Origin of the sequence: Myxococcus sp. AS-1-15 (genome assembly GCF_020037055.1) — a bacterium.
GTDB lineage: Bacteria > Myxococcota > Myxococcia > Myxococcales > Myxococcaceae > Myxococcus > Myxococcus fulvus.
This window is the reverse complement of the sequence record NZ_JAIQDF010000016.1, coordinates 255,103-278,885: the sequence shown is the minus strand read 5'-3', so window position 1 is coordinate 278,885 and position 23,783 is coordinate 255,103. Positions and strand designations below refer to the sequence as shown.

Here is a 23,783-nt window from a genome sequence, read left to right as displayed (position 1 = left end):
CATGACGACCGCCATTCCTGTCGACTATCCCATCTGCCTCCGCTTGGAGCGCCGCCGCGTCCTGCTCGTCGGAGGTGGTGCCGTCGCCGAGGGTCGCGCCCTGGCCCTCCTCGAGGCGGGCGCACACCTCCAGCTCGTGGCGCCCACCGTCACGCAGACGCTCGCGAAGCTGGCCGGAGAAGGCCGGCTGGACTGGGTGCCACGCACCTATGAAGACGGAGACACGCGGGGCCACACGCTGGTGCTGACGGCCACCGATGACGCCTCGGTGAACCAGCGCATCGTCACCGAGGCGCGGGCGCGAGGGCTCTGGGTCAACACGGCGGACGAGCCGGAGCTGTGTGACTTCACGCTGCCCTCGGTGGAGCGCCGTGGTCCCATCACCGTGGCCGTGTCCACCGCCGGGCAGGCCCCCGCGCTGGCGAGGCACCTGCGCCGCGTCCTCGCCGCGCACATCGCGCCCCACCACGTGCTGCTCGCGAGGCTGAGCGGGTGGCTGAGGCGGCAGCTTCCCAGGGGCCCTCGTCGCCAGCTGCTGCTCAAGCGACTGGCGGAGGGAGACCTGGGCGTGCTGCTCGCGCGCGGGGAGCAGGCGCGGGCCTTCGCGCGGCTGCGCACGGAATTGAAGCACTGGAAGTCGTCGGGGGAGCCCACATGAAGGAGTCATCGAGAGGTCGCGTGTACCTGGTGGGCGCGGGCCCGGGAGACCCGGAGCTGCTCACGCTGCGCGCCGCGCGCCTGCTGCGCGAAGCGGACACGGTGGTGCATGACCGGCTCATCCACCCCGGAGTCCTGGAGCACGCGCGTCCCCATGCGCGGCTCATCTACGTGGGCAAGGAGGGCGGAGGCGACTCCGTCCGACAGGAGGACATCCACGCCGTGCTCATCGCGCAGGCCCGGCTGGGTCGCGCCGTGGTGCGGCTCAAGGGCGGAGACCCGTTCGTCTTCGGGCGAGGCGCGGAGGAGGCGCTCGCGCTGGAGGACGCCGGCATCCCCTACGAGGTGGTGCCCGGCCTCTCCGCGGGCATCGCCGTCCCCGCCTCCGCGGCCATCCCCGTCACCCATCGGGACCTGTCCGGCGAGGTGACGTTCGCCACCGCCTTCCGCGCGGGAGGCGCGCCGGACTGGTCCTTCCTCGCACGCGCAAAGACACTGGTGCTGTTCATGGCCGGGCAGCGGCTGGAGGAGACGACCACAGCGCTCATCACCGCGGGCCGCGCGTCGACGACCCCCGCCGCGCTGGTGGAGGCAGGCACCTGGGAGCATCAACGCGTGGTGGAGGCCACGCTGGGAGACGTGGCCCGACAGGCACGGCAAGCGGGCCTTGGCTCCCCGGCGCTCCTGGTCGTGGGCGAGGTGGTCTCGCTGCGTGCGCGGCTCGCCTCACTCACCGCGCGCCGTGACTCGGCGCCGGAACAACCCCTTCCTCGTCGGGCGGAGGCCGGACATGACTGACACGACACACGCTCGCGCCACACACCTGGAGGAGCTGGAGGCGGAGAGCATCCACATCCTCCGGGAGACGGTGGCCGAGTTCGCCAACCCGGTGATGCTCTACAGCATCGGCAAGGACTCGCAGGTGCTGCTGCACCTGGCGCGCAAGGCCTTCCATCCCGCGCCCCTGCCCTTCCCCCTGCTGCACGTGGACACCACGTGGAAGTTCCGGGACATGTACACGTTCCGGGACAGCTTCGTGGCACGGCACGGGCTGAAGCTCCTGGTGCACCAGAACCGCAAGGCGCTCGCCGAGGGCATCAACCCGTTCGACCACGGCAGCCAGAAGTACACGCACGCGATGAAGACGCAGGCGCTGCTGGAGGCGCTCGCGCTGCACGGCTTCGATGCCGCCTTCGGTGGGGCCCGCCGCGACGAGGAGAAGTCCCGCGCCAAGGAGCGGGTGTTCTCGTTCCGGGACAAGCACGGTCAGTGGGACCCGCGCCGTCAGCGTCCGGAGCTGTGGAACCTCTACAACGGCCGCGTCGACGCGGGCGAGAGCATGCGCGTCTTCCCCCTGTCCAACTGGACGGAGCTGGACGTGTGGCACTACGTGCTGCGCGAGCGAATCCCCGTGGTGCCGCTCTACTTCGCCGCCGAGCGGCCCATCATCGAGCGCAACGGCACCCTGCTGATGGTGGACGACGAGCGCATGCGCCTGCGCCCCGGCGAGAAGCCCACGCCGCGCAAGGTGCGCTTCAGGACGCTGGGTTGCTACCCGCTCAGCGGCGCCATCGAGTCCTCGGCCACCACCGTGGAGGCCGTCATCCACGAGATGGTCCACGCCCGACAGTCCGAGCGCCAGGGCCGGCTCATCGACCACGACGAAGAAGGCTCCATGGAGCTGAAGAAGCGCGAGGGGTACTTCTGATGGACACCGCACTCCAGGCTCCACGCGAGCCCGACCTCCAGCGCCTGCTCGACGAGCACGCCCACCGTGCCCTGCTGCGCCTCGCGGTGGTGGGCTCGGTGGACGATGGGAAGTCCACGCTCATCGGCCGGCTCCTGTACGAATGCGATGGGCTGTTCGAGGACCAGATCTCCGCCGTGCGAAAGGCCAGCGCGAAGCGGGCCGCCGCCGCGCGCACCGAGGCACTGGCCCAGGGACTCAAGGCCGCCGCCGGCGGGGGGGACGAGGAGGAGCTGGACTTCTCCCTCTTCACCGATGGCCTGCGCGCCGAGCGTGAGCAGGGCATCACCATCGACGTCGCCTACCGCTACCTGTCCACGGCGCGCCGGAAGATCATCATCGCGGACACGCCGGGACACCTGCAGTACACGCGCAACATGGCCACGGGGGCCTCCACCGCGGACGCGGGGGTCATCCTGGTGGACGCGCGCCTGGGCGTGCTGCCGCAGACGCGGCGACATGCGTACATCGCCTCGCTGCTGGGCATCCCCTACCTCGCGGTGGCGGTGAACAAGATGGACCTGGTGGGCTACGAGCGCGCCACCTTCGAGCGCATCGGCAGCGAGCTGGCGGACTTCGCGCGCACCCTGGGCTTCGAGGGCGTGCGGCTGTTCCCCGTCAGCGCGAGCCGGGGCGACAACATCACCCGCCCCAGCGCGCACACGCCCTGGCACGAGGGCGGCACGCTCTTGAGCTGGCTGGAGTCCCTGCCGCATCAGCGCCGGCTGGACGGCGCGCCGTTCCGCTTCCCCGTGCAGTACGTGATTCGACCGCACCAGGACTATCGAGGGCTGGCGGGACAGGTCGCCTCGGGCACGGTGCGCGTGGGGGACGAGGTGCAGGTGCTCCCCTCGGGACGCAGGACCCGGGTGGAGGCCATCGACACATTCGACGGTCCGCGCGAGGACGCCTCGGCGACCGCGTCCGTCACGCTGCGCCTCTCGGACGACGTGGACGTGAGCCGGGGCGACGTGCTCTCCCACGTGGACCAGCCGCCGCTGTCCCTGCAGCACCTGGACGCCATGCTGGTGTGGTTCGGTGAGCAGCCGCTGGATGCAACGCGCCGCTACCTGGTGAAGCAGGGCACCCGCACCACCCCCGCGCAAGTCGAGCGCGTGCTGTGGCGCAAGGAGCTGGAGGACCTGTCGGAGGCGCCCGTGGAGGCGCTCGCGCTCAACGACATCGGCCGCGTGCGACTGGTGTGCCGCCGCCCGCTCCTGTGCGACGCGTACCAGGAGAACCGTCGCACGGGCGCCTTCATCGTCATCGACGCCCTCACCCACGACACGGTGGGCGCGGGGATGGTGCTGGGCCCGGCCGAGTCCGTGTCCCGCACGGGCACGTCGCTGGTGTCCCAGGTCGAGCGTGAGCGGCGGCTGGGACAGGCCGGCGCCATCGTCCTGCTTCCCCCGACACCGGAGGCCGCGGGTCGCGCCTTCGCGCTGGAGCGCAGGCTGTTCGACCTCGGCCGCGTCGTGGCGACCGTCGCGGGCGATGTGGAGGTCGCGCTCGCCCTGTCACGCGCGGGGCTGGTGGCGCTGGTCCACGCGGACGCGCCCCAGCTTCGCCGGGTGCTGCGCGAGGAGGCCCAGGAGGCGCGGACGCAGTGGCGGGAGCTGGACGACACCGAGACCTTGGAGCAATGGGTGGAGCGCCTGACGTCGGAGGTCGGGTCATGAGCGTCTCGTCTCCAGGGAGCATGACTCCGACCCCGCCCTTCGTCGACGCGCTGCTCGGCGCGGAGCGGGGCACGCAGCTGCTGCGGCTGGTGGAGGGGTTGGATGCCTCGGCCCTGCACTGGCTGAGTGGCTACGCCGCGGGGCTCGCGACACGCGCGCCCAGCGTGCAACCGGTGACTCACGCCGCGCCACCGGCGGAACCCTCCGTCGCGCCGCTCACCATCGTCTACGGGACGCAGACGGGGAACAGCCGCCTGCTCGCGGAGCGCTTCAAGCAGCAGACGGAGCGCGCCGGGTTGCCGGTGCGCCTGGTGAGAGCCAGCGAGTATCCGGTGCGGGAGCTGGCCCGGGAGAAGCTGCTCGTGGTGGTCATCAGCACGCAGGGCGATGGAGACCCGCCCGACGACGCGCGCGGATTCTGCGAGCACCTCCTGGGCAAGCGGGCGCCCCGGTTGGAAGGGCTGCGCTACGCGGTGCTCGGGCTGGGTGACTCCAGCTATCCGAAGTTCTGCGAGGTGGGACGACAGCTCGACGAGCGACTGGCGGAGTTGGGCGCTTCACGGCTGGCGGCGCGCGCCGACTGCGACCTGGACTTCGAGCCCGTGGCCTCCGGCTGGCTGGACCAGACCCTGGAGCGCGCACGGGAAGCGCTGGAGCCTCACACGCCCGTCGTCGCCACCGTCGTTCCCTTGCGAGGCAGCTCCACGGCCCCCGTCGTCAGCAAGCAGGCTCCGTTCGCAGCGCCCGTGCTGGCCAACCAGCGAATCACGGGGCGCGGCGCGCTCAAGGACGTGCGCCACGTGGAGCTGTCGTTGGAGGGTTCGGGCCTCGAGTACACCCCGGGCGACGCGCTCGGGGTGTGGGCACCGAATGGTCCCGAGTTGGTGGAGGCGGTGCTGACCACGCTGCGCCTCGATGGCTCGGAGCCGGTGACGCGCGATGGGAAGACCTGGCCGCTCGGCCACTGGCTGACGGAGGAGTTGGAGCTGACACGGCTGAGCCGTCCATTCCTGGAGCGACAGGCCGCGCTCGGCGGCAGCGAGGAGCTCGGCGCGTTGCTGTCTCCGGGGGGCTCGGAGTCCTTCCGTGCACTGCTCCGTTCGCACCAGGTCATCGATGTGCTCCGTCAGCACCCCGCCCCCTGGAGCGCGTCGGAGCTGGTGCTCGCGTTGAGGAAGCAGACGCCTCGGCTCTACTCGATTGCGTCGAGTCCCAAGCGCGTGGGCGCGGAGGCGCACCTGACGGTGGCGGTGGTCGACTACACGGCCTTCGGCGCGCGGCACCTGGGCACGGCGTCCCACCACCTGGCCACGCGTGTGGACGGGACGGACACGGTCCGCGTCTTCGTCGAGCGCAACGAGCGCTTCCGGCTCCCGGAGGACGGCGCGCGGGACGTGGTGATGATTGGTCCGGGCACGGGAGTGGCGCCGTTCCGGGGCTTCGTCCAGGAGCGCGCGGAGACCGGCGCGAAGGGCCGCAACTGGCTCTTCTTCGGCGAGCAGCACTTCCGCACCCAGTTCCTGTACCAGACGGAGTGGTTGGAGGCGTTGAAGAAGAAGACGCTGCACCGGCTGTCGGTGGCCTTCTCGCGCGACACCGCGGAGAAGGTCTATGTGCAGCAGCGCCTGCGCGAGTCGGGCAAGGAGCTCTACGCCTGGCTGGAGGGAGGCGCGGCCATCTACGTGTGCGGCGATGCCCAGCGCATGGCGCCGGATGTCCATCAGGCACTCGTGGACATCGTCGTCGAGCACGGCGCTCGCGGCCGCGAGGACGCCGAGGACTGGTTGAAATCCCTGCGGGACGAGCGGCGCTACCTGCGTGACGTCTACTGAAGCCCGATTGCGAGCGAAGACATGAGCCCTCAGCCCAAGCCCCTCTCGGAAGTCGAACACATCAAGGCGAACAGCCGCCTGTTGCGCGGCACGCTGGCGGAGAGCCTGGCCGACCCGGTGACGGGCGCCATCGCCCCCGCCGACACCAGCGTCATCAAGTTCCATGGCAGCTATCAGCAGGACGACCGGGACGCTCGCGAGGAGCGTCGGCAGCAGAAGCTGGAGCCGGACTACAGCTTCATGTTGCGCACCCGATTGCCCGGCGGCGTGTGCACGGCGTCGCAGTGGTTGGTGATGGACGGGCTCGCGCGTGAGCACGCCAACGGGACGCTGCGCATCACCACCCGGCAGGCCTTCCAGCTGCACGGCATCCTCAAGGGAGACCTCAAGCCGACCATCGCGCGCATCAACGCGGCCCTCATCGACACGCTGGCCGCCTGCGGTGACGTCAACCGCAATGTGCTGTGCAACCCCAACCCGGTGGACACCCGGGTGCACGAGGTCGTCCACGACTGGGCGGTGCGCCTGTCCGAGCACCTGCTGCCCAAGACGCGCGCGTACCATGAGCTGTGGCTCGGAGAGGAGAAGGTGGGCGGAGGCGAGGACGAGCCGCTCTACGGCGCGACGTATCTGCCACGGAAGTTCAAGGCGGCGGTGGCGGTACCGCCGGAGAACGACGTGGACCTCTTCGCCCAGGACCTGGGCTACATCGCCATCCTCGAGGACGGAGCCTTGAAGGGCTTCAACGTCACTGTGGGCGGCGGCCTGGGGGCCACGCATGGAGACGCGAGCACGTTCCCCCGGCTCGCGGATGTCATCGGCTTCGTGGTGCCTGAGCAGATGTTGATCGTGGCGGAGGAGGTGCTGAAGATCCACCGCGACTTCGGGGACCGGGGCAATCGCAAGCGCGCGCGGCTCAAGTATGTCCTCGAAGACAAGGGTGTCGCGTGGTTCAGGGAGGAACTGGAGCGCAGGCTGGGGTTCGCGCTGGAGCCCGCGCGGCCCTTCACCTTCGAGCACAACGGGGACCGCTTCGGCTGGCGTGAGGGCCATGATGGGCGGTGGCACCTGACGCTGCACCTGGACAGCGGGCGCGTGGCGGACCGGCCTGGGGCGCCGCACCTCACGGGGCTGCGGGAGATTGCTCGCATCCACTCGGGTGACTTCCGGCTGACGCCGAACCAGAACCTCATCATCGCGGGGATTCCGCCGGAGTCGCGGGAGCGCATCGAGGCGCTCGTCCGGGCGCATGGGCTGGAGGGCTTCCGGACGGCGAGCCCGCTGAGGCGCAACGCGCTCGCGTGCGTGGCGCTGCCCACGTGTGGACTGGCGATGGCGGAGGCCGAGCGCTACCTGCCGACGTTCGTGGAGCGGGTGGAGGCGCGGTTGAAGACGCATGGCCTCCAGGACGCGAACATCCTGCTGCGAATCACCGGCTGTCCGAATGGGTGCGCGCGGCCGTACCTCGCGGAGATTGGACTCGTGGGCAAGGCACCGGGCCGTTACAACCTGCACCTGGGTGGCGACAGTCGGGGGCAGCGGCTCAATCGGCTGTACCGGGAGAACATCGACGAGGCGGCCATCCTCGACACGCTCGAGCCGCTGTTCGCCGCGTATGCGCGCGAGCGGCAACCCGGGGAGGGCTTCGGGGACTACGTGGTGCGAGCGGGACACGTGTCCGCGCCCCGAAGTCCCCAGGCCGCGTGAGACTCAGGCGCCGAACCAGCCGCGCTGGCGTGCGTCCTCGAGCCGGCCTTCCAGATAGGTCCACAGGGCGGGGCAACCCGCCTGGATGGGCGGAGCGATGCGAGCCACCACGCGGGCGTGACTGACGCCGTTCTCTCGCCAGCTCTGCCCTTCATTGGACAGGTTCAGGAGGACGGGCATGGCGCGGTCCACGGCGTTCGCATATCGGGACTCGGCGGATTCTCCCTGTTCGAACTCGCGCCACAGGGCCAGGAAGAGCGGGCCCTGGGATTCGGGCAGGATTCCGAAGATGCGCTCCACGGCCGCGAGCTCGGCCGCCTTGCGCTCCTTCCAGCCGCCCTCGACGAAGGCCAGCGTGTCACCGGTGTCGATCTCTCCCACGTCGTGCACGAGCAGCATGCGCACCACCCGGTCCATGTCGGTGCCCGCGGGTGCATAGGCGGAGAGCGAGAGGGCCAGCATCGCGAGCTGCCAGCTATGCTCCGCGGAGTTCTCGTACCGCGACAGCCCCAGCGGCTTGACCTTGCGAGTCACGCCCTTGAGCTTGTCCAGCTCCAGGATGAAATCGATAATTTGTTGCATCGGATTCTCGCCCACTGTCGTGCCTCCCGAGGCGCTCGAGTCGTCTCGGGGATTCCATCACACGTGTCGACGGTGCGCGCCTACGGGATGACCTTCATGCGTCGCAGTTCGTCGAAGAGGCGAAAGAACATGGCCTGGGTGTCGACGAATTCGTGGAAACCAAAGCGGCGCGCCTTCGTCCCGTCGGCGAACATGTCGTAGTCCCACGAGAAGACGAAGTCACCGAAGCGCCACGACGACACGTCCTGGTACGAATGCCCCGCCAGCCCGTGCTTCGCCGTCATCGCGTCCCAGAGCGGCCCCTTGTCCGCCATCACCACGTCCAGCGACATGGGCAACCCCGGCGCCGCCTCCAACCCGAAGTAGCGCGCGATGCTCGGCCACAGCTCGCTCCACCGGAACAGGTCTCCGTTGTTGATGTTGAACGCCTGATTCGCGCACCGCGGCTCCGTCGCCGCCCACACCGTGGCCTTCGCGAGCAGGCCCGCGTCCGTCATCTCCAACAGCGCATGGTACGCCCCCGGCTTCCCCGGGAACCTCAAGGGCAACCCCAGCTCCTTCGAGATGGACGCATACACCGCGAGCACCAACGCCAGGTTCATCGGATTGCCCAGCGCCACGCCTCCCACCACCGATGGACGGATGGCCGACCACGTCCACGCCTTGCCCCGCTGACGCTGCTCCAGGAAGCGCTGCTGGTCCACGTTGAACTCCGGAGGCATGTGCTCCGGGTCCGTCTCCCGCGCCGGCGTCTTGAACGGCCCCAGGTGCGCGCCATACACCTTGTAGCCCTGCATCAGGCTGACATGACGCAGCCCCGGGGCCACCGGCTCCAGCACCTCCACGACATTCACGAGCATCGCCAGGTTCGGCGCCACCAGCTCCGCCCACGTCGGCCGGTCCTGATACGCGGCATAGAAGACGTGCGTCACCCGCCCCAGCTCCGCCAGCTTCACCCGGCAGTCCTCCGCGTCGAGCAGGTCCACCTTCACGTGCCGCACCCGCCCCGCCGACTCGCCCCCGCGTCTCGACAGGCCGATGACCTCCCAGTCTCCCAGCGACGCCATGTGCTCGATGAGGTTCTTCCCGATGACACCCTGCGCCCCCACCACGAGCGCCACCTTGTCCTGTGCATTCATTGCAGGCTCCCATGCAGCACCGCGCCGGAGCGCGGCTCACGCGACTCCATCCACAGCGCCACCAGCACGACGAGAATCGCGGACACCGGCACCAGCGCGGACACCCAGGTGATGGCTCCCAAACCCGGTCCGTCGTCGATGACGACCCCGCCGAACCACGCCCCCAGCGCATTGCCCAGATTGAACGCGCCGATGTTGAGACTCGACGCGAGGCTCTGCCCCGCCCCTCGCGCCTTCTCCAGCACCCACATCTGGAGCGGCGGCACCGTGGCGAAGGCCGCCGCGCCGAACACCCCCACCGCGATGACGGTGAGCACGCGGTCCTCCCAGACGAACGTCATCCCGAAGAGCACCACCGCCAGCACCGCGAGCGTCCCGAGAATCGACGGCACCAGCCTCCGGTCCGCCAGCTTCCCGCCCACCAGGTTCCCCACCACCAACCCGCCCCCGAAGACCAGCAGGATGGGTGACACCGCCGACGCCGAGAACCCACCCAGCCGCGTCAGCAACGGCGCGATGAAGGTGAACACGGCGAACACCCCGGCGAAGCCGAGCACCGTCGTCAACAACCCCAGCAACACCGGCCGCCGCCCCAGGGCTCGCAAGTCCGCGCGCCAATCCCCCGGCTCCTCCGGCGCGCCATCTTTCGGCACGTACACCGCAATCACCGCCACCGCGACGAGCCCGATGAGCGCCACCGCCCAGAACGTCGCGCGCCAGCCAGATGCCTGCCCCAGCCACGTCCCCAGCGGCACGCCGAGGATGTTCGCCACCGTCAGGCCGGTGAACATGATGGCGATGGCGGACGCACGCCGGTCCACCGGCACCAACCCCGTCGCCACCACGGAGCCCACGCCGAAGAAGGTCCCATGCGACAGCGCCGTCAGCACCCGGGCCGCCATCAGCGTGCCGTACGTGGGCGCCAGCGCGCAGAGCACGTTGCCCACCGTGAAGATGACCATCAATCCCAGCAGCACGTGCTTTCTGGACCAGCGTCCCGTCAGCACCGTGAGCACGGGCGCCCCGGCCACCACGCCCAGCGCGTAGCCGGAGATGAGCAGCCCCGCCGTGGAGATGGAGACGCCCAGGTCAGCGCCCACCTCCATCAACAACCCCATGATGACGAACTCCGTGACGCCGATTCCAAAGGCGCCCGCGGTCAATGCGAACAAGGCCAGCGGCATGGCTTCGTGGCCCTCCGATGAAGAAGTGGATGGGCCCTTGTATGGACGGCACGATTTCCGTGCGGTAGAGCGCCGTGCGGAACAGGACTTGTGACTTCGGCTCACCATGGCTCGACTCGACGTCAATCGCTTCGGAGAGATGGAGGTCTTCGTGAAGGTGGTGGAGCTGGGCGGCTTCTCCGCCGCGGCCCGCGCCTTCCGGATGACGCCCTCGGCGGTGAGCAAGCTGGTGGCCCGCCTGGAGCAGCGACTGGGAGCCCGCCTGGTCAACCGCTCCACCCGCGCGCTCCAGCTCACCCCGGAGGGCTGCGGCTTCTATGAGCGCAGCGTGCGCATCCTCGCCGAGCTGGAAGAGGCCGAGCGCGGCGCCGCCACGAGCGACGAGCCTCGAGGCCGCCTGCGCGTCAACACCAACGCCGCCTTCGGCCGCGTGCTGCTCATCCCCCTGCTGCCCGGCTTCCTCGCCCGTCACCCCGGCGTGTCGGTGGAATTGGTTCTGACGGACCAGCTCATCGACCTGCTCGACGAGCGCACCGACGTGGCCATCCGCCACGGCCAGCTCAAGAGCTCCCAGCTCACCTCGCGCCGCCTGGGCGAGACGCGGATGGTCATCGTCGCCTCACCGGACTACGTGAAGCGTCACGGCCTGCCCCAGTCGCCCGAGGAGCTCGGCGCCCACAACCGGCTGGGCTTCAGCTACGCGCGCGCCATCGAAGGCTGGCCCCTGAAGGAAGAGGACGCGCAGCTCGCCGTGCCGCCCATCGGCAACGTCCAGGCGAGTGACGGCGAGGCGCTGCGACAGCTCGCCCTGGCCGGCGTCGGGCTGGCGCGGCTGGCGCGCTTCCAGGTGCAGGACGACCTGGACAAGGGACACCTCGTGCCCGTGCTCGAGGCGCACAACCCCGGCGACACCGAGGCCATCCACATCCTCTTCATGAGCCAGGGAGGCCACCTGCCCTCGCGCGTGCGAGCCTTCGTGGACCACCTCACCGCCCACGTGCGCATCCCCTGACGCGCGACCTCAGGCCCGCGTCAGTCGCGAGGCGAGCCGGGGCAGCACGTCCCCCGCGCTCGCTTCGATACACAGGTCCGCCAGCTCCACGCCGCGACACTCGCCCAGGTTGAGGATGGCGATGGGTACCTGTCGCTCGGAGGCGCGCACGAGGAAGCGATAGCCGGAGTAGATGGCCAGCGACGAGCCCACCACCAGCAGCGCGTCCCCCTCCTCCAGCAACCCGAACGCATCCGCCACCGTGGGCGCGGGCACGTTGTCCCCGAAGAACACCACGTCCGGCTTCAGCGTCCCGCCGCAGCGCAGGCACGCGGGCACCCGGAAGGACTGGAGCGCCTCCGAGCTCAGCTCCGCGTCACCGTCCGGCCGCAGCTCCAGCACCTGGTGGGTGAAGTCCGGATTGAGCGACAAGAGACGCTCCTGCAGGTCGACGCGCGCCTCCTGCGCCCCGCAGTCCAGGCAGCGCACGCGGGCCAGCGCGCCGTGCAGCTCGATGATGCGCGAGCTGCCCGCGGCGTGGTGCAGCCGGTCCACGTTCTGGGTGATGAGCCCTTGGACATGGCCGCCCTGCTCCAGCGCGGCCAGCGCCTGGTGCGCGGCGTTGGGACGGGCGGCGGCGAAGCGGGGCCAGCCGAGCAGGCTGCGCGCCCAGTAGCGGGCCCGCACCTCGGGGCGCTGGAGGAACTCGCGGTGCTGGATGGGGTTGCGCGCGCGGGCGCGGGTGCCCGGGCCGCGATAGTCGGGGATGCCCGACTCCGTGCTGCACCCGGCGCCGGTGAGGACCACCGTGCGCCGTCCTCGCAGCAACGAGGCCAGCGCCTCCACGTCCTCGGCGGCTCCAGGCACGGGTGACGTCAGCGGCGATTGGCTCATGGCGGCCTACGTATAATGGCCACCCCGCCAACTTGCCCAGCCTCCCTGCCCGCCCTCCCCGCCCCAGGAGCGGGACTCCGCCCCGCCGGCCAGGCTGGCGAGCGGGCCGCCGCCCGATGAGGCCTGGAGTCCCCCAGCCGTTGCCGTGGCGAGCGAGCATCAGCTCGCCGACGTCGCCGAGTCGTTGCGATGCAGCGCGTCGGCGACACCCACGCGGTCCGCCTCGCCAGGGGCGATGAGTCGCTGCCGCCGCGCTGGCCACGCCCACACGGGTCAGCTCACCGTTGGCGCCAGGTCGACTCCATGGTCCCCGGCCACACCCGAGCGCATCGCGGGGACACCTCCGAAGAAGGCAACGCCCGGTCGACGCCGCTCCACGGGGGCCATCCGTGATAGACGCCCGCCCATGCCCAGCTGGCAATGGAAGGCGTTCGCGGAGCTGACGCTCGAGGAGCTGTACGCGGTGCTCGCGCTGCGGCAGGAGGTCTTCGTGGTGGAGCAGCGCTCCATCTACCAGGACGTCGATGGCCTGGACCCGAGCTCGCTGCACCTGCTCTCCCACGAGGGCGAGGGCCCGGAGCGCTTGCTCTGCGCGTACCTGCGCATCCTCCCGCCCGACGTGAAGTTCCCCGGCGCCGCGAGCCTGGGCCGCGTGGTGACCTCGCCGCGCGCCCGGGGACGCGGACTGGGCAGGGAGCTGACCGAGCGCGGCCTCGCGCGACTCGAGGCCCTGTACCCCGACGCCACCATCCGCATCTCCGCCCAGGACTACCTGCGCGCCTTCTACACGAGCCTCGGCTTCATCGCGGAGGGAGAGGTCTACGACGAGGACGGCATCCCTCACATCGAGATGAGCCGCCCTCCCCGTCGCTGAAGCCCCGCGCCGGCTAGTTGTTGAAGTACGGCGAGGTCGCCTGGCGAAGGAGCGCGGCCAGGTCCTCCGCCTCGAGCAGCTGCCGCCCGGAGAGGCCCGGCAGCTGAGCCTCCACCGCGAGCCGCCCCTCCCGGAGGATGGCGTAGGCCTCGAACGTCTGGACCTGCTTGAGGATCCGCACCATCACCTTCCGCGTGGCGAAGGTGCGCACACCATCCAGGTCGAGCAGGTTGGCGCGCAGCTGCGCGAGAATCAGGGGGGTCACCACCGTGTCCGTCCGGGGGGCGTTCCTCACGTAGCCACGCAGCGGCGACGCATCCAGGTAGAGCCGCTGGAACACCACGCGCGTCATGGCATCCGCCCTCGCGCCGTAGCCCGGGTCCGCCGCCAGCACCTCCGGAGCAATGGGCGCCTCCAGCCCCTGCATGGCGAGAGTCCAGGCCCGGACACGCTGGGCGGAGAGGCGGGAGGCCCTCAGGTACTGGAGGACACCGTTGAGGAGGGCGTCATCGGGACCGCGGCCACTTCCCGCCAGGTGCGCCTCCAGCGCTTGTCGATAGGCGGGACCGTAGAACAGCTCCAGCGGCGCGGGCGTCGCATCGTACCGGGTGCAGTCCGGGTCCGTGAACGAGTCCTCGTCCGTGCAGAACGGCTCCGTCGGCGGCGAGGAGGACAGGCCATACAGATAGCGGACGGCGGCGACGTCATAGGGGCCGACCGCCTCGCCCCGCAGGTCCTGCTCCGGCGCGAACGTGTACTCCATCACCGAGTTGGACGGCTTCGCGAACGAGCCCTTGAAGTTGTGCCGCAAGCCCAGCGTGTGCCCCACCTCGTGCATCACCACGACGGTGAAGAAGCGCTCCACCCGCTCCTCGGGCGAAGGCACGGGGAGCTCGTTTAGCGCGGACCCCTGCGCCCGGAGCGGACCGGAGAGGCTCGCCGCCGCGTCCGCCAGGTGCAGCTCGCACAGGTGGGAGGGCGCCATGCCGTTCCACGACAGCTGGAGGGCCTTCTCGGGCCGAGGCCTCACGGCCACCGCGGGCGCGGCCCCGGTCGGCAACGAGCCGATGACCTCGATGGCGTGGTCCAACCACGCGCTGCTGAGATACACGCTCGCGCCCAGCGTCTCGCCGGTGTTCGGGTTCGTGCGCCAGTTCGCGAACGCCGTCTCGTAGGACGGGTCCGGGTCGAAGAGGATGAAGTTCTTGTCGTCGTCCCCGAAGGACTCTCCGGGCTCGGCCATGCGCACGGTGAAGACCGTGAAGCCGAAGGCCTGGTTCCAGGACTCCACGCCCTTCTTCACCGCGCCGATGATGTCGTAGGGCAGGTAGCGAGGGTCCGCCTGGGACGTGCGCAACGTGTCGCTGATCACCCAGGTGATGGGCTTCATCCCGGGCCGGATGTTCCACTTGCCCACCAGCGTCTCGACGAGGCCACGGGTGTTGGGGACGATGCGGCTGGCGCTCTCGTAGAAGTACGCCGGCGTCGGGGGCGTCTGCATGGGCGTGAAGCCCTGGCCCTCCTGATAGCGGCGCAGCGCGACGCCCACCGTCGCGGTGACGCGGAACGTCTCGTCGGGTGAGGCCTCGAAGTCCGCATAGCCATACGCGCGTCCGGTGATGACCTTCTGGAAGGAGACCCCGTCCTTCAGCGCGCGGAAGCGCTGCGCGAACGCCAGCTCCACCGAGAACGGCGGCCCGTAGAAGGTGCGGGTGAACGCATCCATGCCCATCACCCGGTCCAGGCCCGCGGCCGGGTCGAAGAGCACGTACTGGTCCGAGCCCCGCAGGCGCGAGAAGCCAGGATGGTCCTCGATGACGGGCCACGCCTCGACGATCTCCTCGGGCTTGAAGAGCGTGCTGCGCACCTTCGTGTCGTCCACGTCGAACGCATACAACCGGCCGTTCTGCTCCTGGAAGGACACCACGCGCACGCCCAAGGAGGTGGCGCTGCTGCCGTAGAGGCTCTCCGGGGTGTGCTGCTCCAGATAGACAGACATGAACCAGCGCTTGCCCAGCTCACTTCTGCGCAGCGCCAGGTAGAAGGTGCCGGGCGAGTCGTCCTGAAGGCCCGTGGCCGCCGAGCCCAGCCCCGAGCGCAGCCGCTCGATGGAGCCCGGCTCCAGCGTCCTCGGAATGGCGACGATGGGTCCTTCCAGCGTCACCTGGGGCACCTCGGGATGGACTGCGTCAGAACATCCGGACGACACCATCCAGAGCGCGCACACCCACCCCATCAGCCCGCATCCGCGGACCTGTGTTCGAGTCGTCATGTCGCCTTCCTTTCCGGGAGACCTTCGAGGAAACGAGAGCAATCCCCACGCATATCGAAGCGCGCTACGCTGTCGGGACTTCAACCTCCAGCCCGACGAGTGTGTGTCTTCGTGTACGAGCGCTTGCGACTGTCCCTGCTGATGCTGGCGCTGTGGCTGGGCGCCTCGGGCTGCGTCATCGGCCCGCGCTTCACGCGCTGCCCCGGCGAGGGAGGGCGCGGCTGGGTGGAGCTGGACAGCGAGCACTACACGCTGCGCACGGACCTGCCTCCCGAGCAGGCTCGCGAGGCGATGGGAGAGCTGGAGCGCATGCGCATCGTGCTGCTCGCGGGCATGTGGCCCTCCGCGCTCCGACAGCCAATGGCGAAGTTGTCCGTCTACGTGCTCGCGGATTGGAAGGAGTTCAAGGGCCTCTACCCGCGCCGCGTGCAGGCGCTCTACCACCGCTCGGAGACCGAGGCGCTCATCGTCCTGTCCGGCCCACCCTCGGCGTGGGCGCGTCGCTACTCCGCCCTGTCCATGGACGCCTCCTCGCGGCTCAACCACGAGCTGGCGCACTACCTGAGCTCCTACGTCCTGCTGCGCCAGCCCCTGTGGCTCTCCGAGGGGCTCGCCGAGTACCTGGAGACCGCGCAGCTCACGGCGGACGGCAGGAGCGCCGTGCTGGGCGTCCCCAACAAAGATGCCACCTATGTGGCGGCCCGGATGCTGCGCGAATCGGTGGACAGCGCCCAGGGCGGTGGCGTGGTTCCAGGCACCCTCGCCTGGGAGCCGGGGCTGAACTTCGAGGAGCAGGACCGCGAGCTCTCCTCCATGTACGCGGGGAGCTGGGCGCTGGTGCACTGGCTCATCCACGAGCGCGCCGAGCGCTTCGCTGAATTCCAGACGCGGCTGTCCCAAGGGATGGCGCCCGACGAGGCCCTCCGCGGGGCACTGCCGGAGCTGGCGCAGGGCACGATGGACCAGACGCTCTGGGAATACCTCCGAGGGCGCCCTCCCCCGCCACGGCAGGTGGTGGTGCCACCCACGGACCTGGCCTTCGTCGAGCGAACCCTGGAGGACGCGGAGGTGCACGCCACGCGCTCGAAGCTGGCCGCGCTGGGGGCGTCGATGGCCCGGCAGGCGGCGCTCGTGAAGAACCGCCAGGTGCTGGCCCGCAAGGAGCTGGACGAGGCCCTGCGCATCGACCCCCAGGGACTCCCGGCCCTGGCGGTGAAGTCCGCCGAGGCCTCGCGCGAGGAGAGGCTCGCGCTCGCGAGGACCGCGGTGCGCGCCCACCCCGATGACAGCGGCGCGTGGCTGCTGCTCGGCGCCGCGCTGGAGTCGGACGAGGCCGCCCAGGAGGAGCGCGAGGCCGCCTACAAGAAGGCCCTCTCGCTGGAGCCGCGGAGCATCCCCGCCACGAAGGGGCTGGCGTGGCTGTACGTCACCCAGGGCCGCTCCGCGGAGGCGCTGCCCTTGGCCCAGTGGGCCGTGTCGCTGGCGCCGTGGAGCCCCTCCGCGCTGGACACCCTGGCGCTGGCGCTCGCGGGACAGGGGCGCTGCGAGGAGGCCATCCAGCTGGAGCACCGCGCGCTGGGACACCTGCGCGAGCAGCGCAGCACGGAGCAGGAGCACGTCCTGCGCGAGCGCCTGGCGAAGCTCGCCGACGGCTCCTTGTGCAAGCCCTCGCCGCCGTGACGGCTACAGCTTGCGCAGCCGCACGCGCTTGACCTTGTGGTCCGGCCCCTTGAGCAGAATGAGCCGGGCGCGCGAGCGCGTGGGCGCGATGTTCTGCGCCAGGTTGGGGCCGTTGATGTCGCCCCAGATGTTCTCCGCCATGGCCGTCGCCTGCTCGGGCGTCAGGTCCGAGAAGCGCCGGAAGTAGCTGCGCTCGTCGCGGAAGGCCGTCTGCTGCAGGCGCAGGAAGCGGTCCACGTACCAGCGGCGGATGTCCTGCTCGCTGGCGTCCACGTAGATGGAGAAGTCGAAGAAGTCCGACAGGAAGGTGTGCGGGATGCGCTGCCCGACGACGCCGGACTGCAGGACGTTGAGGCCCTCCAGGATGAGGATGTCGGGCTGGCGGATGACCTTCGCCTCCTCGGGCACCACGTCGTAGACCAGGTGCGAGTACACGGGCGCCGTCACCTCCGCGCGTCCCGCCTTGAGCTCCGCGAGCAGCCGCACCAACGCGCGCCGGTCATAGCTCTCCGGGAAGCCCTTGCGGTTCATCAGGCCGCGCTCGGTGAGGATGCGGTTGGGGAAGAGGAAGCCGTCCGTGGTGACCAGCTCCACCCGCGGGTGGTCCGGCCAGCGAGCCAAGAGCGCCTGGAGGATGCGGGCCGTGGTGCTCTTGCCCACCGCGACGCTGCCGGCGATGGCGATGATGAACGGCACCTTCTGCGTGGAGCCCCCCAGGAAGGCCTGCTGCTCGGCCCACAGCCGCTGCGCGGCCGCCACCTGGAGGTTGAGCAGCCGGGACAGCGGCAGGTAGACGTCCGAGACCTCCTCCAGGTCCAGGTGCTCGCCCAGCCCTCGCAGCCCGTCCAGGTCCTCCGTCGTGAGCGTCAGCGGCGTGGAGGCGCGCAACGCCCGCCAGGCCTCGCGCTCCAGCTCGACGAACATGGACACCGAGGGCACGGCGGCTGCGGTCATGGAGGGGCTCTTTTCCGGAGGCTGCTGGATACCGCGCCTACCACAGCGCGGCGCTCGGTGCGCGGGCTCAAGTGCCAGAGGCGGGGTCCCACCCGTAGAAACGCTTCAGCTCTTCATACAAGTCGGGGGTCTTCCTGCGCATCCGCTCGGGCCGCTCGAAGAAGTTCTCGCTGGCCACGGCGAAGAACTCCGCCTCGTTGAGGGCGCCGTAGTCATCCAGCACCTGGCGCTCGCGGGGGCGGCCCTGCTGGAGCGCGTGGAAGTGCTCGCTCATCACCGAGGCCCAGGTGCGGTAGTGCGAGTAGCTGCGCAGCCTCGGCGTGCCGTCGAAGGCGCCGTCGGCCCGGTCCAGCACGTGGGCGAACTCGTGGGTGGCGGTGTCGTGGCCGTCGTCGGGGTTCTTCAACCCGCCGAGCACCGCGGCCCAGGACAGGATGACCGAGCCCCAGTGCTTCGCCTCCCCCAGCACCACGCCGGTGCGGTCCGGCAGCAGGAAGGCGTCCGGGTAGACGATGACTTCGCGCAGCCGGTCGTAATACGACAGGTCCAGGTGCACGACGAGCTGCACGGCGGTGGCGGCCACGACGACGCGAATCTCGTCGGTGATGGCCAGGCCCCCCGCGCCGATGAACTCCTTCTCCCAGACGAAGACCTTCAGCTTCGCGAGGAAGTCCTCGCGCAGGGCGGGCGACAGCCGGGAGAAGAACGGGACATGGGCCTCCAGGTGGCCCAGCCACTCGGAGGGGAACGGCCGCCGCAGCAGACGTCGGCGTCGGAGCTGGCGAAACAGACCGGTCATCGGGACACGACCCCGGGGACGTCCCGGAGCTTCCTCGGGGGCAGGCATAGCAAATGTTCCACTGTCGTGCCTTCCCGTCACTCCGCAATCCCGATGGACCGGCGGTGGCGGTAGGGTGCGGTCCGGAGGGCTTGAGGCCGGTAGCCCCCGACGCGGTCATGGATGTGCGACGAGTCATGAGCGGACGAGTGGTGAAGTGGTGCGCGATGCTGGGACTCGCCCTGGGGGCGGGGCAGGCGGGCGCGCAGGAGCCGGGACAGGTGGTGGACGAGGTGGTGGTGCGCGGTCCGGAGAAGACGCGCCCGGAGACGGTGCAGGCGTACTCGCGCATCGACGCGGGGGACGAGCTCACCTTCGAGCAGTTGGACAAGGTGGAGCGACGGCTGCTCGCCACCGGTCTGTTCCAGGAGGTGACGGTGCGCACCGAGCCCACGGGCCCGGGCCGCGTCCGCCTCATCCTGGAGGTGGAGGAGAAGGCCTCGTGGGTGGTGGCGCCCACCTTCGCGTTGTCGTCGGACAACGTGGGCAGCGGCGTGCTGTACGCGGAGAACAACCTGTGGGGCCGCAGCAAGAAGTTCGCGACCGCCGCGCAGGTGAGCACCGCGGAGAGCGGCCTGTTCGTCGGCTACCTGGACCAGAACGTCTTCGGGTTGCCGCAGCTGCGCTTCAGCCTGGAGGGCCAGCTCCGAAGCGACCGCATGGACGAGTACCAGCCGGGGGCGGGCCAGGAGGACCCGGAGGTGGTGCGCCGCACGCGCCTCAACTCGGCCTCGCTCGCCGGGGAGTTCGGCGTGATGCTCTTCGAGCGCGTGCGCGCCGCGGTGAAGTACCGGCTGATGAGCATCGACGCGAAGTCGCCGGACGCGAAGGAGGAGGTCACCACGCCCGCGTTCTCCACCGGCCCCGCGCAGCAGGACGCGTCGGTGCGGTTGATGGTGGGAATCGACACGCGGCAGAACCTGCACGCGGTGATGGAGGGCATCAACCTGGAGGCCTCCTACGAGGTGTCCAATCCCGAGGTGGGCAGCGACTTCCGCTACCGGCGCTTCGGGCTGCTGTACCGCCATGGCCTGCGCCTGTTCGAGGAGCACAACGTGGTGCTGCGCGGCGAGGCGGCCGCGGGCGTGGACCTGCCCTTCCACCAGGAGCTGGTGATGGGCGGCAACTCGCTGCGCGGCTTCGTCCACCGGCAGTTCCGCGGCGACACGCGCCTGTCGTTCACCGCCGAGTACCACTTCCCGCTCTTCACCATCCGCCAGCTGTCCTTCCGGGGCGTGGGCTTCTCCGACACGGGGCTGATGGTGTGGAGGGACTTGCCCGCCGACGGTGAGCTGCGGGACGTGAACGGGCGCGTGGTGCGCGGCTACCTGCCCGACAGCAAGAGTGGCCTGAAGGGCTCCACCTTCGCGCAGGGCGTGGGCGCGGGCCTGCGGCTGTACCTGCGCAACATCGTCCTGCCGCTGGTGGGCGTGGACGCGGCCTACGGCGTCAACTCGGGGGAGTTCCGTTTCTACCTGGTGGCGGGCGTCAGTCCGTCCTGAAGCGGACTGTCAGCCGGGTGAGTCCCGCGGCGTCCGGTGCGGCGCGCGGGACGTCCCCCTTCGAGCGGTCAGCGCGACTACGCTCGCGGGAAGCCAGCGGCTCGCCGTCCCTCCTCTTCTCCCCGTGGGTGCTCACCATGTCCCAGGAACGCTTCACGACGAGCCGGGAGGTGTACCACCGCATCCGGTGGGACCCTCGGCTGGAGGCCCGTGAGTTCGTCATCGGCTACGACACCCACGGCGAGCGCCTGGAGGAGATGCCGTTCGAGGCCTTCGTGCCGGACGGCGAAATCCCCTGGCACCGCGTCTGGTACTTCAAGCGCGGGCGCGAGGTGGTGTGGGACCGCAAGGAGCGCATCGACCGGCTGAATCACCTCGTCGAGCCACCCGCCGAGGCTCCCGCCCCCACCCCGCCCCGTCCTCGCGAGGTCCCCGGCTTCGCGCGCCTGCATGTCCATCGCTACGACGCGCGGGCCGGGGATTGGATGAAGTCCCCATCCTCGGCGCCGGGGGACGCGCGCCTGGCGCCGGAGCGACTCACCGTCGCCACCTTCAACGTCCTCTTCGACCTGTACGACCGGGAGAAGCTCGCCACCGAGCACCGCACGCCCGCGGCCCTGGCGCTGCTGCGCGAGACCGACGCGGACGTCATCGTCCTTCAAGAAGTCACCGCGCCCTTCCTGCGGGCCCTGCTCGCGGAGGGCTGGGTGCGCGAGCGCTACCACGTGTCGGACGGTCCCGAGGCGAACACCGTCGTCCCCTACGGGCAGGTGCTCCTGTCGCGCGAGCCCCTCGCCTCGGTGTGGCAGCGGGTCTTCTCGCGCGACAAGCGCCTCATCGTGGGCGAGCTGCGACTGGCGGGCGGCCCGCTGTGGGTGGCCACGCCGCACCTGACGAGCAACCGCGAGGCCACCGGCGCCGCGGCCCGGGCCGTCCAGGTCCAGGCGCTGCTGGAGGAGCTCCCGACACTCACGGGCGACGACGACGCGGGCGTGCCCGACGTCGTGCTGGCCGGTGACTTCAACTTCGGCGACGGTGACGCGGAGGTGGAGTCCTTCCGCCGCGCGGGCTTCGTGGATGCATGGCCCATGCTGCGCCCGTCCGAGCAGGGGGAGACGTACAATCCTCGGCTCAACTCGCTGGCCGCCATCACCACCGTGTCCGGACGGCTCCAGCGGTTGGACCGCGTGCTGGTGACCTCGCCCTCGGGGCGACTCTCGCCGGAGTCCATCGAGCTGTTCGGCGAAGCCCCGCTGAAGGGCGCGCGTGCTCCGTCCGGCGAGCCGCTGTTCGCGTCGGACCACTTCGGCATCCGCTGCGTCCTGCGCCGCGACACCCGCGCGGCCTCCTCCGTGACGGGCGCCGCGGCGGCCCGGCTCGTCCACCACACCGCCGTGGTGCTCATCCCCCCCGAGTCCGTGTGGCCGCCCATCCAGGCGCTGCGCAAGAAGCACGACGCGAAGTTCGAGCGGTGGATGCCCCACGTCACCCTGCTCTACCCCTTCCTCCCCGAGGAGGACTTCGACACGGTGGCGGCGCTGCTCTGCGAGGCCGCGCGGAGCATCGAGCCCTTCCAGGTGACGCTCTCCGACTTCGACCACTTCGACCACCGCGCCAGCGCGACGGCGTGGTTGAGGCCCGAGGACGCGCCCCGAGGTGCCCTGACGCGACTGCACGCGAAGCTCGTCTCCGTGGTGCCCGAGTGCGAGCCCCCGGCCCATGGGTTCCACCCGCATCTGTCCGTGGGGCAGGTGCCCCACTCGGACGACGTGGACGTGGAGCGCACCGTCGCCACGTGGGCACGGGGCTGGCGTCCGCTGAGCTTCGAGGTCCGCGAGGTCTGCATCATCCGCCGCCAGGGCAACACGCCGTTCGAGGTCGTCCGACGCATTCCGCTGGGTGTCGCGCGCGCGGAGGCCACGACAGCGGGCACCGGTGACGACGCGCTGCGCTCCGCGCTCGGGAACGTGGGCGCCGTCGAGAGCGCTCCCGAGACACGGGCGAAGCGCGACGAGGCCGTGGAGCGGCTGCGGGTGCTGTGCGCTCGCGTGGGCGCCTCGCTGCATCCGTATGGCTCCTATCTGCTCGGGACCGATGGCGCGGGCAGTGACGTGGACGCGGTGGCGCTCGGCCCCGCGGGCCAGTCACGGGAGGACTTCGCGCGGGAGCTGTTGGGGGAGCTGGCGAGGTCGGAGCCCGAGAGCCGCGCGGCCTCGCGCTTCGTCGCCGATGCGGCCATCCCGCTGGTGAAGGTGGTGCTGGGCGGCGTGAGCTTCGAGGTGTCCCACGCCAGTCGGCCCGAGGGCGCCGGGTCACTGGACCCGCTGGAGCTGCTCGCGCGACACGCGGACGCGTTCGACCCCGCGGGCCTGCGCTCGGTGCTGGGGCTCGCGGACATGAAGGGCGTGCTGGAGGCGCTCGGTCCGGACGAGGACACCCACGCGAGGTTCCGGAGGCTGCTGCGTGCCGTGAAGGCCTGGGCCCGGGCTCGGGGGCTCTACTCAAATGCGCTCGGCTATCTCGGGGGCCTGTCGTGGACGGTGCTCGCGGCCTGGGCCACCACGCGCGCGGCGCCCGAGGCGGTGAAGTCCGACGTGGACCTGCTCGCGCACTTCTTCGACACCTTCGCCACGTGGCCCTGGCCCCAGCCCGTGGCCCTGACGATGGAGACGGCGCGCTACCGGCCGGATGGCAAGCGGGACCTGCTGCCCATCATCGCCCCCGTGGCGCCGCTGAGGAACACCACACGCAACGTGTCGCGCTCCACCTCCCGCATCCTTCGCGAGGAGTGGGCGCGTGCACGGGAGCTCGTCGCGCAGGCGCGCAGGACGGGGACGCCCGGAGCGTGGTCCCTGTTGTTCGAGCCGCTCGATTCGACCAGCCAACCGTCGACCCGACTGCGGCTGAGCGCCGACGCGAAGACCCCCGAGGGGCGCGAGGTCGCCCAGGGGTGGCTGCTCGGGCACATCACGGCCCTGGCGTACCGCCTGGAGAGTGATCGCCGCCTGACGGTGCGTCCCCTCCAGGCGCCGGGAGCCGGGGGCTCGCTGCTCATCGGGCTGGAGGCCCGGGACCCGAGCGCGCTCGCGTGGAGGCCGGGCACGCCGCTCGTCGAGGCGGTGGAGTCCTTCCGCGCGTCGTTCCTCGAATGGGCCCACCGTCCCGACGGGGCCACCCTCCAGGTGGAGCTGTCACGCGCGAGCGCCTCGGGCCTCCTCGGGGAAACAGACCCGTAAGGACAGACACCCCGC

At 70.5% G+C, this 23,783-nt stretch carries 18 protein-coding genes; 11 read left to right on the top strand and 7 right to left on the bottom strand.

The features are described 5' to 3' along the window. Window position 1 precedes the first annotated feature (1 nt). From K8625_RS34870 to cysI, 6 genes are read left to right on the top strand one after another with little or no spacing between them, the layout of a single operon-like run. Window positions 2-658 (top strand): bifunctional precorrin-2 dehydrogenase/sirohydrochlorin ferrochelatase, encoded by a 657-nt coding sequence (locus tag K8625_RS34870; RefSeq protein ID WP_223785115.1) that lies wholly within the window; start codon window positions 2-4, stop codon window positions 656-658. After that, on the top strand, window positions 655-1,455 hold the full coding sequence (gene cobA / locus K8625_RS34865; protein WP_223785114.1) for a uroporphyrinogen-III C-methyltransferase: 801 nt from the start codon (window positions 655-657) through the stop codon (window positions 1,453-1,455). The genes K8625_RS34870 and cobA overlap by 4 nt, the downstream gene beginning before the upstream one ends. After that, window positions 1,448-2,365, top strand: a complete 918-nt coding sequence (gene cysD, locus K8625_RS34860) for a sulfate adenylyltransferase subunit CysD (protein WP_223751310.1) — start codon at window positions 1,448-1,450, stop codon at window positions 2,363-2,365. The genes cobA and cysD overlap by 8 nt, the downstream gene beginning before the upstream one ends. Continuing rightward, on the top strand, window positions 2,365-4,083 hold the full coding sequence (locus K8625_RS34855; RefSeq protein ID WP_223751309.1) for a GTP-binding protein: 1,719 nt from the start codon (window positions 2,365-2,367) through the stop codon (window positions 4,081-4,083). Before cysD ends, K8625_RS34855 begins: the two co-directional genes overlap by 1 nt. Beyond that, window positions 4,080-5,915: an assimilatory sulfite reductase (NADPH) flavoprotein subunit gene (locus K8625_RS34850; protein WP_223751308.1), complete on the top strand. Its 1,836-nt coding sequence runs from the start codon at window positions 4,080-4,082 to the stop codon at window positions 5,913-5,915. The genes K8625_RS34855 and K8625_RS34850 overlap by 4 nt, the downstream gene beginning before the upstream one ends. 21 nt (window positions 5,916-5,936) lie before the next feature. Continuing rightward, window positions 5,937-7,622: an assimilatory sulfite reductase (NADPH) hemoprotein subunit gene (cysI, locus tag K8625_RS34845; protein WP_223751307.1), complete on the top strand. Its 1,686-nt coding sequence runs from the start codon at window positions 5,937-5,939 to the stop codon at window positions 7,620-7,622. 3 nt (window positions 7,623-7,625) lie between these two features. Here the strand turns inward: cysI and K8625_RS34840 are convergent, their stop codons facing one another. The 3 genes from K8625_RS34840 to K8625_RS34830 all read right to left on the bottom strand — a co-directional run bounded on the left by K8625_RS34840 (window position 7,626) and on the right by K8625_RS34830 (window position 10,527). Further along, window positions 7,626-8,204: an HD family hydrolase gene (locus tag K8625_RS34840; protein ID WP_223751306.1), complete on the bottom strand. Its 579-nt coding sequence runs from the start codon at window positions 8,202-8,204 to the stop codon at window positions 7,626-7,628. An 80-nt stretch (window positions 8,205-8,284) separates the two neighbouring features. Next, entirely contained in the window at window positions 8,285-9,343 is a 1,059-nt protein-coding gene (locus K8625_RS34835; protein WP_223785113.1) for an SDR family oxidoreductase, read from the bottom strand. Then, a complete protein-coding gene (locus K8625_RS34830; protein WP_223751304.1) occupies window positions 9,340-10,527 on the bottom strand; it encodes an MFS transporter in 1,188 nt (395 codons plus the stop codon). Before K8625_RS34830 ends, K8625_RS34835 begins: the two co-directional genes overlap by 4 nt. A 106-nt stretch (window positions 10,528-10,633) precedes the next feature. Here K8625_RS34830 and K8625_RS34825 point away from each other — a divergent pair, with 106 nt between their 5' ends. Beyond that, window positions 10,634-11,539 (top strand): LysR family transcriptional regulator, encoded by a 906-nt coding sequence (locus K8625_RS34825; protein WP_141327618.1) that lies wholly within the window; start codon window positions 10,634-10,636, stop codon window positions 11,537-11,539. A 9-nt stretch (window positions 11,540-11,548) separates the two neighbouring features. Here the strand turns inward: K8625_RS34825 and K8625_RS34820 are convergent, their stop codons facing one another. Next, on the bottom strand, window positions 11,549-12,412 hold the full coding sequence (locus K8625_RS34820) for an NAD-dependent protein deacetylase (protein WP_223751303.1): 864 nt from the start codon (window positions 12,410-12,412) through the stop codon (window positions 11,549-11,551). A 406-nt stretch (window positions 12,413-12,818) separates the two neighbouring features. Between K8625_RS34820 and K8625_RS34815 the strand changes: the two genes are divergently transcribed. Then, complete coding sequence (locus K8625_RS34815) at window positions 12,819-13,286, top strand: GNAT family N-acetyltransferase (protein ID WP_223751302.1); 468 nt, start codon at window positions 12,819-12,821, stop codon at window positions 13,284-13,286. Window positions 13,287-13,299: 13 nt separating this feature from the next. Here K8625_RS34815 and K8625_RS34810 read toward each other — a convergent pair whose 3' ends face one another. After that, window positions 13,300-15,558: a zinc-dependent metalloprotease gene (locus K8625_RS34810; RefSeq protein ID WP_223751301.1), complete on the bottom strand. Its 2,259-nt coding sequence runs from the start codon at window positions 15,556-15,558 to the stop codon at window positions 13,300-13,302. Window positions 15,559-15,669: 111 nt separating this feature from the next. Between K8625_RS34810 and K8625_RS34805 the strand changes: the two genes are divergently transcribed. Next, window positions 15,670-17,238 (top strand): DUF1570 domain-containing protein, encoded by a 1,569-nt coding sequence (locus K8625_RS34805; protein ID WP_223751300.1) that lies wholly within the window; start codon window positions 15,670-15,672, stop codon window positions 17,236-17,238. Between the two features lie 3 nt (window positions 17,239-17,241). On the opposite strand, the gene coaA is transcribed toward K8625_RS34805, so the two are convergent. Together coaA and K8625_RS34795 are read right to left on the bottom strand one after the other, a co-directional pair. Then, entirely contained in the window at window positions 17,242-18,192 is a 951-nt protein-coding gene (coaA, locus tag K8625_RS34800) for a type I pantothenate kinase (RefSeq protein WP_223751299.1), read from the bottom strand. A 67-nt stretch (window positions 18,193-18,259) separates the two neighbouring features. Beyond that, on the bottom strand, window positions 18,260-18,991 hold the full coding sequence (locus K8625_RS34795) for a M90 family metallopeptidase (protein ID WP_223785112.1): 732 nt from the start codon (window positions 18,989-18,991) through the stop codon (window positions 18,260-18,262). A 176-nt stretch (window positions 18,992-19,167) separates the two neighbouring features. On the opposite strand from K8625_RS34795, the gene K8625_RS34790 reads away from it, so the two are divergent. Then, window positions 19,168-20,532 (top strand): BamA/TamA family outer membrane protein, encoded by a 1,365-nt coding sequence (locus K8625_RS34790; protein WP_223785111.1) that lies wholly within the window; start codon window positions 19,168-19,170, stop codon window positions 20,530-20,532. A gap of 137 nt (window positions 20,533-20,669) precedes the next feature. Further along, window positions 20,670-23,768 carry a poly(A) polymerase gene (locus tag K8625_RS34785; RefSeq protein ID WP_223785110.1) on the top strand — a complete coding sequence of 1,033 codons (3,099 nt, stop codon included), beginning with the start codon at window positions 20,670-20,672 and terminating at the stop codon, window positions 23,766-23,768. Window positions 23,769-23,783: the final 15 nt, after the last annotated feature.

Bases quoted from the DNA above. Each gene is read 5' to 3' on its own strand.
- K8625_RS34855 (WP_223751309.1), top strand. From the start codon at position 2,365: ATGGACACCGCACTCCAGGCTCCACGCGAGCCCGACCTCCAGCGCCTG.
- K8625_RS34850 (WP_223751308.1), top strand. From the start codon at position 4,080: ATGAGCGTCTCGTCTCCAGGGAGCATGACTCCGACCCCGCCCTTCGTC.
- coaA (WP_223751299.1), bottom strand. From the start codon at position 18,192: ATGACCGCAGCCGCCGTGCCCTCGGTGTCCATGTTCGTCGAGCTGGAG.
- K8625_RS34785 (WP_223785110.1), top strand. From the start codon at position 20,670: ATGTCCCAGGAACGCTTCACGACGAGCCGGGAGGTGTACCACCGCATC.
- K8625_RS34835 (WP_223785113.1), bottom strand. From the start codon at position 9,343: ATGAATGCACAGGACAAGGTGGCGCTCGTGGTGGGGGCGCAGGGTGTC.
- K8625_RS34830 (WP_223751304.1), bottom strand. From the start codon at position 10,527: ATGCCGCTGGCCTTGTTCGCATTGACCGCGGGCGCCTTTGGAATCGGC.
- K8625_RS34820 (WP_223751303.1), bottom strand. From the start codon at position 12,412: ATGAGCCAATCGCCGCTGACGTCACCCGTGCCTGGAGCCGCCGAGGAC.
- K8625_RS34840 (WP_223751306.1), bottom strand. From the start codon at position 8,204: ATGCAACAAATTATCGATTTCATCCTGGAGCTGGACAAGCTCAAGGGC.
- K8625_RS34790 (WP_223785111.1), top strand. From the start codon at position 19,168: ATGAGCGGACGAGTGGTGAAGTGGTGCGCGATGCTGGGACTCGCCCTG.
- K8625_RS34825 (WP_141327618.1), top strand. From the start codon at position 10,634: ATGGCTCGACTCGACGTCAATCGCTTCGGAGAGATGGAGGTCTTCGTG.
- K8625_RS34870 (WP_223785115.1), top strand. From the start codon at position 2: ATGACGACCGCCATTCCTGTCGACTATCCCATCTGCCTCCGCTTGGAG.
- cobA (WP_223785114.1), top strand. From the start codon at position 655: ATGAAGGAGTCATCGAGAGGTCGCGTGTACCTGGTGGGCGCGGGCCCG.
- cysD (WP_223751310.1), top strand. From the start codon at position 1,448: ATGACTGACACGACACACGCTCGCGCCACACACCTGGAGGAGCTGGAG.
- K8625_RS34815 (WP_223751302.1), top strand. From the start codon at position 12,819: ATGCCCAGCTGGCAATGGAAGGCGTTCGCGGAGCTGACGCTCGAGGAG.
- cysI (WP_223751307.1), top strand. From the start codon at position 5,937: ATGAGCCCTCAGCCCAAGCCCCTCTCGGAAGTCGAACACATCAAGGCG.
- K8625_RS34810 (WP_223751301.1), bottom strand. From the start codon at position 15,558: ATGACGACTCGAACACAGGTCCGCGGATGCGGGCTGATGGGGTGGGTG.
- K8625_RS34795 (WP_223785112.1), bottom strand. From the start codon at position 18,991: ATGACCGGTCTGTTTCGCCAGCTCCGACGCCGACGTCTGCTGCGGCGG.